The organism is Pedobacter changchengzhani (assembly GCF_004354365.1).
Classification (GTDB): domain Bacteria; phylum Bacteroidota; class Bacteroidia; order Sphingobacteriales; family Sphingobacteriaceae; genus Pedobacter; species Pedobacter changchengzhani.
On sequence record NZ_SJCY01000004.1, the window covers coordinates 342,171 to 357,077 of the forward strand.

The 14,907-nt window shown below is 35.1% G+C and carries 14 protein-coding genes; 4 read left to right on the plus strand and 10 right to left on the minus strand.

The features are described from left to right. Positions 1 to 175 precede the first annotated feature (175 nt). The 4 genes from EZJ43_RS08700 to gpmI all read right to left on the minus strand — a co-directional run bounded on the left by EZJ43_RS08700 (position 176) and on the right by gpmI (position 4,541). On the minus strand, positions 176 to 1,030 hold the full coding sequence (locus tag EZJ43_RS08700) for a hydroxymethylglutaryl-CoA lyase (protein ID WP_133262312.1): 855 nt from the start codon (positions 1,028 to 1,030) through the stop codon (positions 176 to 178). 1 nt (position 1,031) lies between these two features. Next, a complete protein-coding gene (locus EZJ43_RS08705) occupies positions 1,032 to 2,366 on the minus strand; it encodes an NAD(P)/FAD-dependent oxidoreductase (protein ID WP_133262313.1) in 1,335 nt (444 codons plus the stop codon). A 127-nt stretch (positions 2,367 to 2,493) separates the two neighbouring features. Then, a complete protein-coding gene (locus EZJ43_RS08710) occupies positions 2,494 to 3,018 on the minus strand; it encodes a hypothetical protein (protein WP_133262314.1) in 525 nt (174 codons plus the stop codon). After that, a complete protein-coding gene (gene gpmI / locus EZJ43_RS08715) occupies positions 3,018 to 4,541 on the minus strand; it encodes a 2,3-bisphosphoglycerate-independent phosphoglycerate mutase (protein WP_243718067.1) in 1,524 nt (507 codons plus the stop codon). Before gpmI ends, EZJ43_RS08710 begins: the two co-directional genes overlap by 1 nt. 173 nt (positions 4,542 to 4,714) lie before the next feature. On the opposite strand from gpmI, the gene EZJ43_RS08720 reads away from it, so the two are divergent. The 4 genes from EZJ43_RS08720 (at position 4,715) to EZJ43_RS08735 (ending at position 7,600) form a co-directional block, all read left to right on the plus strand. Then, on the plus strand, positions 4,715 to 5,113 hold the full coding sequence (locus tag EZJ43_RS08720) for a DUF4783 domain-containing protein (RefSeq protein WP_133262315.1): 399 nt from the start codon (positions 4,715 to 4,717) through the stop codon (positions 5,111 to 5,113). A gap of 74 nt (positions 5,114 to 5,187) precedes the next feature. Then, positions 5,188 to 6,030: a carboxylating nicotinate-nucleotide diphosphorylase gene (gene nadC / locus EZJ43_RS08725; RefSeq protein ID WP_133262316.1), complete on the plus strand. Its 843-nt coding sequence runs from the start codon at positions 5,188 to 5,190 to the stop codon at positions 6,028 to 6,030. Between the two features lie 49 nt (positions 6,031 to 6,079). Then, positions 6,080 to 6,736, plus strand: a complete 657-nt coding sequence (gene plsY / locus EZJ43_RS08730; protein ID WP_133262317.1) for a glycerol-3-phosphate 1-O-acyltransferase PlsY — start codon at positions 6,080 to 6,082, stop codon at positions 6,734 to 6,736. A gap of 57 nt (positions 6,737 to 6,793) precedes the next feature. Then, a complete protein-coding gene (locus tag EZJ43_RS08735) occupies positions 6,794 to 7,600 on the plus strand; it encodes a M48 family metallopeptidase (protein WP_133262318.1) in 807 nt (268 codons plus the stop codon). 213 nt (positions 7,601 to 7,813) lie between these two features. On the opposite strand, the gene EZJ43_RS08740 is transcribed toward EZJ43_RS08735, so the two are convergent. The 6 genes from EZJ43_RS08740 to EZJ43_RS08770 form a co-directional block, all read right to left on the minus strand. Next, positions 7,814 to 9,133 carry an anthranilate synthase component I family protein gene (locus tag EZJ43_RS08740; protein WP_133262319.1) on the minus strand — a complete coding sequence of 440 codons (1,320 nt, stop codon included), beginning with the start codon at positions 9,131 to 9,133 and terminating at the stop codon, positions 7,814 to 7,816. Positions 9,134 to 9,290: 157 nt separating this feature from the next. Continuing rightward, the gene (locus EZJ43_RS17340; protein ID WP_207924598.1) at positions 9,291 to 10,112 is read right to left on the minus strand and encodes a hypothetical protein; all 822 of its coding nucleotides are present in this window, start codon (positions 10,110 to 10,112) and stop codon (positions 9,291 to 9,293) included. 839 nt (positions 10,113 to 10,951) lie between these two features. Beyond that, positions 10,952 to 11,623, minus strand: coding sequence for a hypothetical protein (locus tag EZJ43_RS17345; RefSeq protein ID WP_207924599.1), 672 nt, complete (start codon positions 11,621 to 11,623; stop codon positions 10,952 to 10,954). Between the two features lie 202 nt (positions 11,624 to 11,825). Further along, positions 11,826 to 12,335, minus strand: coding sequence for a YfbM family protein (locus EZJ43_RS08760; RefSeq protein WP_133262320.1), 510 nt, complete (start codon positions 12,333 to 12,335; stop codon positions 11,826 to 11,828). Between the two features lie 316 nt (positions 12,336 to 12,651). Next, entirely contained in the window at positions 12,652 to 13,929 is a 1,278-nt protein-coding gene (locus tag EZJ43_RS08765) for an adenylosuccinate synthase (RefSeq protein ID WP_133262321.1), read from the minus strand. Between the two features lie 32 nt (positions 13,930 to 13,961). Then, entirely contained in the window at positions 13,962 to 14,453 is a 492-nt protein-coding gene (locus EZJ43_RS08770; protein WP_133262322.1) for a Fur family transcriptional regulator, read from the minus strand. Between the last annotated feature and the right edge of the window lie 454 nt (positions 14,454 to 14,907).

Genomic DNA, 14,907 nt, shown 5'->3' on the forward strand with positions numbered 1-14,907 from the left:
ATTAAAATTTATTTGTAGAAGTTTTGTAAGTTATTGATGCACATAATTTTACCAATTTGTCATTCTGAGCTTGTCGAAGAACGCGTTAAATTATTATTAGGGCATTTCGACAGGCTCAATGTGACAGACTCATAATAATTCGATTAACAAACTAACCGTGTGTAAAAAATTTTATCTAGTCGAAAATTTTCTTCGAAAATTCCATCGCTTCATCCCATTTCTCCATGTTAAGATTTAATTTTTCTCCTTTGGAGGTTAAAAATCGAATAATATCTTCAGTTGGGATATTTCCAGTTAGGTCGTCGGTAGCCATAGGGCAGCCCCCAAAACCTTTCAACGCACCATCAATCCTCTTACAGCCAGAATGATAAATGGCTTCAATTTTTTCTAACCTTTGTTCGGGGGTCGAATGTAAGTGAATTCCAATTTCTGTGTGGTTGTACCGAGCAATTAATTTTGGTAAAATATGTTCTATTTTTTCCACGGTAGAAATGCCAACCGTATCTGCGAGGGATAAAATTTCAACGCCTTTATTTGTTAATTCATCGGCCCATTTATCAATAATTTCGTAGTTCCATTCATCACCGTAAGGGTTACCAAAACCCATGGATAGATAGACTACGGCTTTTTTATTGTTTTTGGCACAAATGGAAAGCATTTCTTCAACAACACTTAACGATTGTTTTATACTAGAATGGGTATTGCGTTGCTGAAAAGTTTCGGATATTGAGAAAGGAAAACCTAAATAGCTGATTTCTGTATGTTTTACAGCAACCTCAACACCACGTAAATTGGCAACAATTGCCAAAAGTTTAGTGTTGGTGTTACCTAAATCTAAGTTTGCTAAAACTTCGGCAGTATCGGCCATCTGCGGAATCGCTTTTGGCGAAACAAAACTCCCAAAATCAAGTGTGTCAAAACCAACCTGAAGCAATAAATTCAAATATGCTGTTTTTAGTTGAGTCGGAATAAAATGATGCAAACCTTGCATGGCATCTCTTGGGCACTCAACTAGTTTAAAATCGCTCATTTTATAGAGTTTTAACCTCTTTTACGCTCGCTACATCATCTGTTTGGTAATCTATACTTCTATCTTTTGCAAAAGTTCTGATGATTAATCTCGCACCACGATCATAACTAAAATAGCTCCAAACCCAGTTGATAAACACAATGATTTTGTTTCTGAACCCAACTAAAGTCATTAAGTGTACAAACATCCATGTAAACCATGCAAATACGCCTTGGAAACGTATTTTACCAATATCTACAACAGCTTTATTACGGCCAACGGTAGCCATAGAGCCTTTGTCGAAATATTTAAAGTTCTCCAATGGCTTATTCGAAACGAGATTTACTAAATTTTTTGCTAATAAATTTCCCTGTTGTATGGCTGCGGGTGCAACACCGGGATGTCCGTTTGGCGTAGCCTCGGTAATAATTGCGGCAACATCGCCAATGGCATATATATTTGGATAGCCAACAATTAAATTTTGTTGATCTGTTTTTAATCTGCCACCTCTCACAATTTCTGCAAGATCTAATCCGGGAATAACTTCACCCTTAACACCTGCACTCCAAATAACAGACGATGTCAAAATAATCGGCTTATCTTGTAAAGTAAGGGTGTGGCCGTCATAGCCTAAAACTCTGGTGCTGTTCATTACGTTCACACCCATTTCAACCAAAAAGTCTTTTGCTTTGGTTTGTGCCTGAACAGACATTACGCCCAGCAATTCTGGCGAATTTTCGATTAAATAAATATGTACTTTATTTAAATCAAGTTCGGGGTAATCATTTGGAACAACATGTCTTTTCAATTCGGCAATTGCGCCTGCTGTTTCAACGCCGGTTGGTCCGCCACCCACAACAACAAAATTTAATAAAGCACTTTTTTTATCAGCATCTTTTTCGATCAACGATTTTTCGAAATTTTGCAAAATCATACTCCGCAAATCCAAAGCCTCAGGAATAGATTTCATAGGCATAGAATTTTCTTCAATTTCTTTGTTGCCGAAGAAATTACTGGTAGATCCTGTTGCGATAACTAAATAATCATAATTTATTTTTCCAATATCGGTAAGTAAAGCGTTTTCTGATGCAAGTACATCAGTTACTTTAGTTACCCTAAAAATAAAATTCTTTTGGGCTCTAAATATTTTACGCAGTGGAAAGGCGATAGAATCCGGTTCTAATCCGCCTGTTGCCACTTGATAAAGCAATGGTTGGAAAGTGTGATAATTATGCTTATCCAACATCACCACCTGAAAAGGTTTATTTTTTAATCTTTTTGCGAGTTCGATCCCACCAAACCCACCACCAATAATTACTACTCTAGGGTATTCACTTTTAGGAAGTTGTAAATCCATTTTTCCTTATATTTATCTAATATGCAATTAACAAAAAGCTAAGTAAATGGTTTGAAAAACAGCATTAAACTGCCTCATTAAAATATTTATCTTTTGTTGTGATGAAAAATACATAGGCAAGATCTAATTAAAATTTGCCTAATACTTCGTAGCTTTTTGCATCGTAAAGTTTAATTTTTTGTTGTTTTTTAATCTGATAAGAAACATTTGGAATGTAAGTTAAGGTATCATTAGATACATATAAAATGTTTTTATCTTGAATAATGATTACTATTTTTTTAAGCTGATTATTTGTTTCCTCTACTGAAATCTGTTTAACGGAAATTTTTTTGTTATCAGTAACATACTGCGTTACATTACCCATTTTTTTTACGCTGAAACTTCCTCGCCATGCAGCTTTATTAATATCTGCAGCAGTAAAAATTTTTAATTCATTTTCCCAGTCTGCAATTTTTAAAGTTTCGTGTTCAACGCTTCCGTCAACACTTACCAGCTTTTCTATCGTGGGGTTTAATTTCGTTAACCTTTGGGTTTCCTTATCAAAAAAACCCTTTAAATCGAAGTATAATAAAGTAGTATTGGTGTTGTCTGCTTTCGGTTTACACGAGAAACAACACAACACCAATACGAATAAAATGTATTTTTTTTGCATTACACCAAGCAGTTTCCAGTCATTTCTTTAGGTGCATCAATACCCATTAGTTTTAAAATTGTAGGTGCAATATCGCCCAATTTTCCATCTTTAATTGTTTTATAATCGCTATCAATTAAAATGCACGGCACTAAATTTGTGGTGTGTGCGGTATTTGCAGAGCCATCTTTATTTACCATAAATTCTGAATTGCCATGATCGGCAAGTAAAATAAATGAATAACCGTTTTCTAAACCTTTTTTAACTACTATTTCAGCGCATTTATCGGCCGTTTCTACTGCTTTAATCACTGCAGAGAAAACACCTGTATGACCAACCATATCTGGATTTGCAAAGTTTAAACAAATAAAGTCTGCCCAACCAGTTTCCAATTCTTTAGTTATAGCATCAGTGATTCCTGCAGCGCTCATTTCTGGTTGCAAATCGTAAGTAGCAACTTTTGGCGAAGGGATTAAAATTCTTTTCTCATTTTCAAATTCTGCTTCTCTTCCTCCAGAAAAGAAAAAAGTAACATGTGGGTATTTTTCTGTTTCGGCAATGCGGATTTGATTTTTATGGTTTGTGGCTAAAACTTCACCCAAGGTTTGTATTAAATCATCTTTTGTAAAAACAACTTTAATATTTTTGAAATTTTCATCGTAGGTAGTCATCGTTACATAGTACAATGGCAATTTCTGCATACCAAAATCTGGGTAATCTTTTTGCGTTAGCGCAGCTGTAATTTCTCTGCCTCTATCGGTGCGGTAATTAAAGCAAATTACTACATCATCTGCTTCAATTTTAGCAATTGGAATTCCATTTCCATCAGTTGCTACAATTGGTTTCAAAAACTCATCGGTTACGCCATTATCGTACGATTTTTTGATGGCATTTAGCACATCATCTGTTTTTTCGCCAACTGCATTAACCATCACATCGTAAGCCTGTTTTACGCGCTCCCAACGGTTATCTCTATCCATTGCATAATAACGGCCAATTAAAGTGGCAATTTTGGTGTTTGTGTTTTCAATGTGTCGCTGTAAATCGCTAATAAATCCAAACCCCGAATTAGGATCGGTGTCTCTTCCATCTAAAAAACCGTGGATGAAAACACGTGCTACATTTGCTTCTTGCGCGGCATCACATAAAGCCTTTAAATGCTCGATATGTGCATGTACGCCACCGTTAGAAACTAAGCCAATAAAATGAACAGCCTTGTTATTTTTCTTTGCATAATCGAATGCATCTGTTAGCACTGGTAAATGATGCAGTTCGTGATCTGCAATAGATTTATTTATTCGTCCTAGCTCTTGGTAAACCACTCTACCGGCGCCTAAATTCATGTGGCCTACTTCTGAGTTGCCCATTTGGCCGGCAGGTAATCCAACAGCTTCACCAGAAGCTTCTAATTTCGAGTTTGGATATTTTTCTATCAGTGAATCGAAAAAGGGTGTGTTTGCAGCAAAGGCCGCGTCAGAATTATCATGTTTTCCATAACCCCATCCATCAAGAATAATTAGCGCAACTTTTTTATCTTTTATCATTATTTTGTATCGATATTATTTGTACTTTTTTTAAAACATTTTTATAACAAATGTTGTTTTCCTTTTTTTTAACAACACAAATATAAATTTTTAAAGCGTATTGAAATAACTATTACTTATTTTGATATGCTAATGGCATAATTTTAGCTATTGTTGGGTATATCCTATACCAAATGATTCGTAGCTTATTTATTTTTTTAGTCGCATTTATTCCAATATCTCATTTGAGTGCTCCTCAGACTGATATAGTGGACGATTTATCTACTTTTTTCAAGGCAGGAGATTCTAAAAATATAGCTAAAAACTTTTCAACAACGATTGAGTTAGTGATCGGTGATGAGGAAGATGTATATTCTAAGCTACAGGGAGAACAGATACTTAAAGATTTTTTTGCAAAGTTTCCCCCTACAAAATCAACCATTTCTCATAAAATAAATACTAATCCAAATTACCGTTTTGGCGTAATTATCCTAAATACGGCTAAGGATGTTTTTCGCGTTTCTGTAACGATGAAGAAGATTAATAATTCTTTTTTAATTACCGAGTTGAGGATAGAGCAGGTGAAAAATTAAGTTTGAAAATCAAAATATTTTTCTAAATTGACATGCCTAGAATATTTCTTATTTTTGCACCTTAATTATTTGTTTTGGATAAAAAAATTGTACACGATTTTATAAAAAATGCCTTATCAGAAGATGTTGGCGACGGAGACCACACCTCATTATCGACTATACCGAAAAACGCACAGGGAAAAGCCAAGTTAATTATTAAAGAAGATGGTATTTTAGCTGGTGTAGAATTGGGCGTTGAAATTTTTAAAATTTTAGATCCCAGTTTGAAAGTTGATGTGCTTTTGCAAGATGCATCAGTAGTAAAAGTTGGCGATATTGCTTTAACAGTTTCTGGAAGCACCCATTCTATCCTTTTAGCCGAACGCTTAGTGCTTAATTGCATGCAACGAATGAGCGGTATAGCCACAAAGACACACCACATTGTGGAAATGTTGAAAGATACCAAAGCCAAACTTTTAGATACGAGAAAAACAACTCCAGGCTTACGCTATTTAGAAAAATGGGCGGTTAGGATTGGTGGCGGTGTAAATCATAGAATTGGTTTATACGATATGATTTTAATTAAAGATAATCATGTAGATTATGCCGGAGGCATTTCGAATGCGATTAATGCAGCTAAGAAATACCTTTCGGATCAAAATAAATCGCTACAAATTGAAGTAGAAGTTAGAAATCTGGATGAACTTAATCAAGTAATTTCTACAGGAAGTGTAGATCGGATTATGCTCGATAATTTTGATTTTGAAACACTTAGAAAAGCAGTTAGCCTTATTGATGGTAGATATATTACAGAAGCATCTGGTGGAATAACAGAAGAAAATGTAGTAGAATATGCTGATTGTGGCGTGGATTTTATTTCGATGGGTGCACTAACGCACTCCGTAAAAAGCTTAGATATGAGTTTAAAAGCATTTTAAGTAACATGCTTGTAAAATTAAAGGCTTATTTTTTGTAATATTGTAGGCTATGATTACGGTTTATTCACTCGGTGCGGTTATACTTGCATATCTTTTTGGTTCAATTCCTACGGCGGTTTGGCTAGGCCAAGCATTTTATGGCGTTGATGTTCGTGAATACGGGAGTGGCAATGCTGGCGCAACCAATACTTTTAGGGTATTAGGAAAAAAAGCGGGTATTGCGGTAATGTCTATCGATATTGCTAAAGGTTACACCGCCACAAAGTTGGCTTACTTAATAGGCATGTCGGTTACTGGTCCCATCCATTCTGCACAATTTGTAAATTACGAGCTGGCATTGGGCGTAACTGCGGTTATGGGTCATTTGTTCCCGATTTTTGCTGGTTTTAGGGGCGGTAAAGGTGTGGCTACGCTTTTTGGGATGATTTTAGCAGTTCACTTCCAGGCAGCTATGCTTTGTGTACTTGTTTTTGTGGTTGTATTGTTAATTACTAAATACGTGTCTTTAAGCTCGATTTGTGCGGGTTTTACTTTTCCATTAAGTATAGTTTTTCTCTTTCAAGTAAGCATAAAATCAGAAGTTTTATATGGAATGGTGGTGTGCGTATTAATTTTAGTTACGCATCAAAAAAACCTCGAAAGGTTATTAAAAGGCAAAGAATCTAAAGTTTATCTGTTTAAAAGGAAAACAATTTCACCGAATTAAACTTTATTAATTGTGAAAATCTTTTATGATCTCATTTTTTTACTAAATTAAATTGATATGAAAAAAATATTAGCGTTAGCATTTGTTAGTTCATTATTGCTATTCAACTCTTGTTCAACTGTGCCTTTAACAGGTAGAAGTAGATTAAACTTAGTGAGTAACGATCAAGTTTTGCCGATGGCTTTCCAAGCATATAGCGAGTTTTTGACTGAGAATAAATCGACAGTATTGCCTGCTTCTAATGCACAGGCATTAAGAGTTAAAACCGTTGGTAGCAAATTAATTACTGCCGTAAAGCAATATATGAATGCGAACAATTATGGCGATTTGATAAAAGATTACAAGTGGGAAGTTAACGTGGTACAAAATAAAGAACAAAACGCTTGGTGTATGCCGGGTGGAAAAATTGTTGTTTACACCGGTATTTTAGCAGTTACGAAAGATGATGCTGGTTTGGCTACCGTAATGGGCCATGAGATTGCACACGCCATTGCTGGGCACTCTGCAGAACAAATGTCGCAAGAAATGTTGTCTCAAGGTATAGGCGCGGTTGGTGGAGTTGCTTTATCAAAAAACCCACAAGCGCAAGGCATTTTTAATACACTATATGGTGTAGGTGCTCCGGTTGCTATGTTGAAATATTCTCGCGATAAAGAATTAGAAGCCGATAGATTGGGTTTGATTTTTATGGCGATGGCTGGCTACAATCCACAAAGTGCTGTTAATTTTTGGCAGAGAATGTCAGCATCCTCTCAAGGCAATCAAAAACCGCCTGAGTTTTTAAGCACGCACCCAAGCGATGCATCACGTATTGCCCAAATTCAAAGGTATTTACCAGAAGCACAACAGTTTTACAAAAAATAATTTTTTTAGTTATGAGTGTTGAGATATGAGTGATGAGTCCTGTTAAAGGCATCATTTTTACTGAGTGTTGAGATATGAGGCATGAGTGATGCTAAAGGCATCACTTTTTTTTGATAATCAAAACAAAATTTTTAGTGGTTCGTTTTCTCATAACTCATAACTCATAACTCATAACTCATAACTCATAACTCATAACTATCCCAAACTCATAACTCAAATTTCACTTTCCAATACGCTCAAAATTGCGCTTGCCTTAAGCAAACACTCCTCATATTCTTTCTCAGCATCGCTATGGTAGGTAATTGCGCCACCAACCTGAAAAGATAGATAGTTATTTTGCTTATTATAAAGAATACTTCTAATCACTACGTTAAAATCGAAATCTCCATTGGGATTAATGCAACCGAATGAACCAGAGTAAATACCACGTTTTGTCACTTCAAATTCTTCAATCAGTTCCATGGCTTTTATTTTGGGCGCACCTGTCATAGATCCCATTGGGAACGTATTCTTAATTGCATCAATGAAATGAATCTCGGGATTTAGGTCGCAACTTATGGTTGATATCAATTGATGGACTTGTGGAAATGAGTAAACTCCAAACAGCTCATCAACTTTTACAGACCCTTTTAAAGCCGATTTTGTTAAATCGTGGCGAACCAGGTCAACGATCATCACATTCTCCGTTTGCTCTTTAAGATCATTTTTTAATGCATATTTTATTTTATGATCTTGTATAGGGTCAATATTTCGTCGTGCAGTTCCTTTTATGGGTTGAGAAATTAATTTATTTCCACGCTTACATAAAAACCGCTCCGGCGTAGCCGATAAAATATATTGATCGTTCAACTTAAAATAGCCACCAAAAGGAGTAGGGGAAAGCATGTTTAAAGCCTCGAAAGTTTCAATAGGATTTATAAATGCATTCTCGGCAAAAAACTCTTGACAAAAATTTATTTCGTAAATATCGCCACGGATGATGTGTTTTTTTAAATGCTCAACTTTATCTAAATATTGATCTTTTGTTAATCGAGGTTTTATATCCAAGCCACTTTTCGCTTTTCGTTTGTCGTTTTTTCCGATCTTGCTGGCAGGCAGTACTGCTCCATTCTTAGCAGGAAGAAAGGCTCGATCGATGTCGTTTATTTCATCTAACACATCTTTATCTCCAACCAGCACCTCTATTTTCCCGTCTTTAACGGCAATTAAATATGCTGGAATAAAAAAATACAAATCTGGAAAATTCAATTTATCCAAGTTATCGGAATGAAGATCTTCAATTTCATTTTTAAGATCGTAGCTAAAAAAACCGAATAACCATTGCTTATTTTCTTTTTGAAAAGTTTTTAGTTTCTCGAAAGCGTCACCATAATTTGATTTCAGTTCAGCGTTAACGCCAGTTGCAACAATAAAATCGTAAGCCGAATATTGATCTTTGTAGTGATTGGAATCTAAAAAGCAACAAACATCGAACTGATTAGCCCAATGCAATAATTTTTGTTTAAAAATGGAAGGTTGATCTGAGTTTTTCAATTATAGCAAAGTTAATCAAACTCAGTGTAATCCAAGACTAGAAAATTTCGATTTTAGGCCAGTAATTAAATAAAAAAATCCGTAAAATGTCCTAAAGCATTTGCCGAATACGGTAAGGATAAGGCTTTTTTTAAACAAACTTTAGGCGCTAGGATTTTTAGAAAATATTACTATTTCTTATTAGTTCTTTTACCTGATTTTTAAAATCAGCTACATTTAATTGTAGATATTTATTCCCTTTAACTAAAATGGTTATTCCAAATTTTTTAGTTACTTTAAGATTACCGTCATTTCCATCAATTCCATCAGCACCATTTTCGCCATTTTTTCCACCGATACCGCCCTGTCCGCCAGCACCACCTTTCCCTCCAGTTCCACCTGAACCACCATTTCCTCCATTGCCACCTTGCCCTCCAATACCCGCAGTGCCACCTTTGCCACCAAGACCGCCTTTACCACCAAGACCGCCTTTACCACCGTTCTCCCCAGAAATCCCATCTTTTCCATCTGCACCATTAATACCATCTTGCCCATTACCTGCAGTTTTATGATGAAGGCTAATTGTATCAGGCTGAAAATTTTTGCAGATAAAAACAGTTTTATCATTTCGCTTAATGTTTTCGTTCAAAGAATTAAATGTATTCTTTAACTTCAAAATTTTAGTTGCATTATTCGAGAATACTTTAATGGCCGATTTCGAATGTAATTTGGCATTTTCATTCGAAATAATTGAATCACAAATAATAATTACTGCATATTTATTTCCTTTTGGGTTAACGATTTCAATATCATCATTTACGACTAAAATTTTCGTTCTAATGATTGAAAAGGTTTGTCTCTCATGTCCACTTTGCCCCCAAATTGTTTTTTCTACCTCGTATTTGTTATTTAAGATTGAAGAAACCAACTCATTCTTGGTTGTCTGGCCTTGGGCGTGAAAATTTAAGAGTATAAATAAGAAAACGATAATTTTTTGCATTTAATTTGGAGTTTATTTTTGAAATTTTGCTTATGAACGAAAAGTACAATTGATAATTCTGCTCTTACTAAACTTATAATAATAAAAAAAGTAGTTATAATTTTTATTTAATATTGATATTGAGTTAGTTGCTATTTTGTTTGTTGATTTAAGCCACAAATTATCATTAATGTAACCTATGACATTTTCGATCGCAATAATTGAGCCGTTCTTGTTATCGTGTAATTGAAAATCAACTTTAGTTTAGAAATATTTTAATATTTAGGTTGAGGCTTTGGTTCGTAATTTAAACAAATGCTTCAATTGATTTTTGAATCCAGTAGGTTTATGCTGATCAAGTAGAGAAAAATTTTAATAATTAAGCAACAAATCAAATTAATTTTGTTTCTCATTTAGAAATTCTTTGCGAAGAATAGCATTTTTTTTGCTTAACAAGCATTTATTCATGTGTTTAATCTTGTTTGATTTTCGGTATTTCTAGTTAGAAGTCAGATGAGTTATTTTAGCAAGTGGATTACGCTATTGTATCTGGACGGACTGGAAGAAACCCGAACGTAAACGGAAAAACCTGATACGTTTAGGAGTGGATGCCGACCACGCCTATGCATGGAGTAGAACCAGAAAGGGAGGTTGGCGCATAGCGCAGAGCCCAATTTTGACAACTACGATAACAATCAAACGGTTAAAGCAGAAAAGCTACATTCCAATGCTAGAGATTTACACAAAACTCAACCCATCAGTTTACGAACCGCCGTATACGAGACCCGTACGTACGGTGGTGTGAGAGGCGCACTCTGTCAGGTTTCTGGCAGAGCCGTCTACTCGATTAGCGGTAGTTTTTATTTGTAAATTATTAATCGGCTTTTGTCAAATTTACAATAATGTCCATTTTTCCATATTTCAAAGTAACTTTTCAGAAAGTCCTGTTCAGGTTTATCTACAAAACTTGGATATTGTAAATAGTATGATAAATAATAATCACAATTTATTGAATAATACGCTTCACTTAATACACTATTTAACTTTTCCTCGTTTTCGTTTTCTATTCCCCAATCTGAAATAGCATCATATATATACGAATTTAGATAATCGTCTTCTAATTCGATTTCTTTTTCAACGACATTTATTTCATTTACATTATTTAGTAATTCTTCCAATTCATTATCGTCAATGAATTTTGCGAATAATTTTAAATTTTCGATATGCTGATGTCCTAATTCTTCTAATAATGCAATATTTTCACTAGCATTTGGGCAAAAATAGCCTGGTGAAACACCTTCTTCAAATTGTTTTAAAGTCTTTTCTTTCGTAACTTCATAAACATCTAAAATTCTTTTTAATAATTGTTCGCTATTTTCTAAAGGCTGAAATACTTTTTCAACATTTTTACCCTCGGGCATAAAACATTGAAAATACGCATAAAAAAGTTCAGAAAAATCTTCTTCTCCGATTTCAATATCTAAATCTTCTACTAAACTTGCTAAATATTCTGAATATTTCTTTTTGTCCATTTGTTATCTTAATTATTTCATTTTAAGTTCGTTCCGTAAAATTACCGCTAACGTTTTGAAAATTTGTTCAGAAATGGTATTGCTTGCAGAACCAATGTCGCACCGCACTGAACTAAATAATTAACGAAAAACCTGAGTTGAACCACCGTCAGCCATTTTTGAACAAATTTGCTGTTAGCGGTAGGTGTTGTTTGTCAGCTACTTAAAGTATGCTCACAATAACGTGATGTTTTTTCGTTACGGCTTTTTTATAAAATTCTAGAATTTCAGTTAATGTTTGTTTGAATTCTCCAATTAATTGTTCCTTGCTGTCCTGCTCAATTCCCTTTGGATATACTTTGTTTTTTTTCAACATTTTGGGGTCGAAATTACTTGCAAGTTTGTCAAACTCAATTTTTTCAATTGCAGTTATTATTTCTGTCAATTCTTCATTTTCTGTGCAGGTAATAAAGTCAGCATCATCATCGTCAATGTTGAAGTTGTGTATACCAACAATAGCCTCGCTTAATTTGTCGCCCTCAATAGGTTCAGATGCAGAAACTCCTGTCAAAAAGCAATGAAGTGCATCCCAAACTTTGTCAATGTCCATACATTCAAACTTTCCGCTTTCTTCTATTTCAAAAAGTTTGTTAGTCAAGTCTTCGTTATTTAAGTCCATAAGAGAATTTAAAGTCTCTTCATCAACCATAAGATATTCAGCAATCATTCCCATAATTAATATTTATTTTATAAAGTTGTTGTTCGTGTATGAAGGCCGGTCTGTACACTTAACGCTAACTTATATATATGTGCAATGAATCCGCACAAATGCAGCTTTATTAGTATGTATATGTGCAACTTCATAGCTTATAATATTTTTTTGAAGTTAATTATTTTATTTTCAAATCAACACAATAATTTCTGGCAAATAAACACTTATTCCTTACCCAAAACAAAAAAAAGCAACCCAAATAAATGGATTGCTTTTATGATAATGTTAAAGATCTCTCCCTGCCTACCGGCAGGCAGGCACAAGGTCGAGATGACGATTAATACAACGCTAAAGTTTGTGCTCTATCTGGTCCAACGGAAAGAAATTTAATCTTCACTTCCAATTCTTTTTCTAAAAACGCGATGTAATCATTCAGTTTAGCAGGAATTTGATCAACAGACGTAATTTTTGTCACATCTGTATTCCATCCATCAATTGCTTTTAATACGGGTTTAGGTTCAATAGAAATAATATCGTACGGCATGTAATCAATCGTTTCCCCATCAAATTCGTAATGCGTACAAGCGTAGATGGTTTCGAAAGTATCCAAAACATCTGCTTTCATCATAATTAATTCGGTTACACCGTTTAGCATAATCGCATATTTTAATGCAGGCAAATCAATCCATCCACAACGGCGTGCACGGCCTGTAGTTGCTCCAAACTCGTGCCCTAAAGCGCGTAAGTTTTCGCCAACTTCATCATCTAATTCAGTGGGGAAGGGTCCGCCACCAACACGTGTACAATATGCTTTAAAAATACCATAAACGGCGCCAATTTTATTAGGTGCAATACCTAAACCTGTGCAAGCACCTGCAGTTGTAGTATTACTCGAGGTTACAAAGGGATACGAACCAAAATCAACGTCTAACAGCGTACCTTGCGCACCTTCTGCTAAAACATTTTTTCCTTCTTTCAAAAATCCATTCACATAATGCTCGCTATCTACATGAGGGATTGTTTTTAAAAATTCTATCGCTTCAAAAAAAGATGCTTCTTTTTCTGCCAGTTCATACTCGAAATCGTAATGAGAAAGAATTTCGGTATGTTTTTCTACTAATTTGGCGTAGCGTTCTTTAAAATCGGGTAGGGTGGTGTCGCCAACACGTAAACCATTACGTCCGGTTTTATCCATATAAGTTGGTCCGATACCTTTTAAGGTAGAGCCAATTTTATTTTTTCCCATGCGGGCTTCGTTAGCTGCATCTAATAACTGGTGCGTAGGTAAAATTAAATGTGCTTTACGGGCGATTACTAATTTACCATCGGCTACTGGATCGTGACCGGCTTTTTTTAGATTATCGAGCTCTCTTTTTAAGATAATAGGATCAATTACGACACCATTACCAATAAGGTTCATGGTTTTCTCGTTAAATATTCCTGATGGAATAGTGTTTAAAACGAATTTTTTTCCATCGAACTCTAGCGTATGTCCGGCGTTTGGGCCACCCTGAAAGCGGGCAATAAGATCATATTTCGGACTTAGCACATCAACGATTTTTCCCTTTCCTTCATCGCCCCATTGTAGGCCAAGAAGTACATCTACTTGCGTCATTATTTAAAATTTAAGCTGGTTTTATTTAAGAATTAGTTCTTTTGAATTTTGGTTGTCGAATTTTCGCTCACTTTTCTGGCCATGCTACAATCGGAGCAGAAACCGTAAAGATTTAATGAGTGGTGTTTAACATCGAATTTTAATAAATCGCCAACCATGGTTTGGATTTGGTGGATTCTAGGATCGCAAAATTCGACAACTTTACTGCATTCGATGCAAATTACATGATCGTGTTGACGATAACCATAAGATTTTTCGAACTGCGCCATATTTTTTCCAAACTGATGTTTGGTTACTAAATCACAGGATACCAAAAGTTCTAAAGTGTTGTAAACCGTTGCACGGCTGACACGATATTTTTGATTTTTCATGTGTATATAAAGCGTTTCCACATCAAAATGGTCATTTCTAGAATAGATTTCCTCTAAAATAGCGAAACGTTCAGGCGTTTTTCTAAGGTTTTTATTTTCTAAATAAGCCTCAAAAATTTTACGAACGAGCTCATTTGTTTTCTGTTCAGACATAGTTTTTTAACTCCTTTCAAATGTAGGTAATTTGTTTGATTGTTAAAGTGTTTGATTGTTGAAAAGTTGTAAATAGTCGGGAAGACTGAAAAGTCCGAAAGTCAGAGGTCTGAAGTCGGAAGACCGAAGATTTGAGTTTCATACAGCAAAATTCCAAGGGGTTGGGTGAAAAAAAGTTGGCCACGCCATAAAATTCAAGAAAAAACTGAATAAGTGATGTCACACTGAGCTCCAGCCTGTAAGGCAGGTGTATAAGGGTATTTGTCTGGTTAACGATAATGAAGGATTATCGGACTTCCGTCTATTTTATTTTTACGCCCAAACTTCGGTCTTCCCGCCTTTTCGGTCTTTTTTCTACGCTTAAACTTACTTACTCAGTCATCGGCTTTCCGCCTATTTTATTTTTACGCTCAAACTTCCGTCTTCCCGACTTTTCCGTCTTTCGGACTTTTTT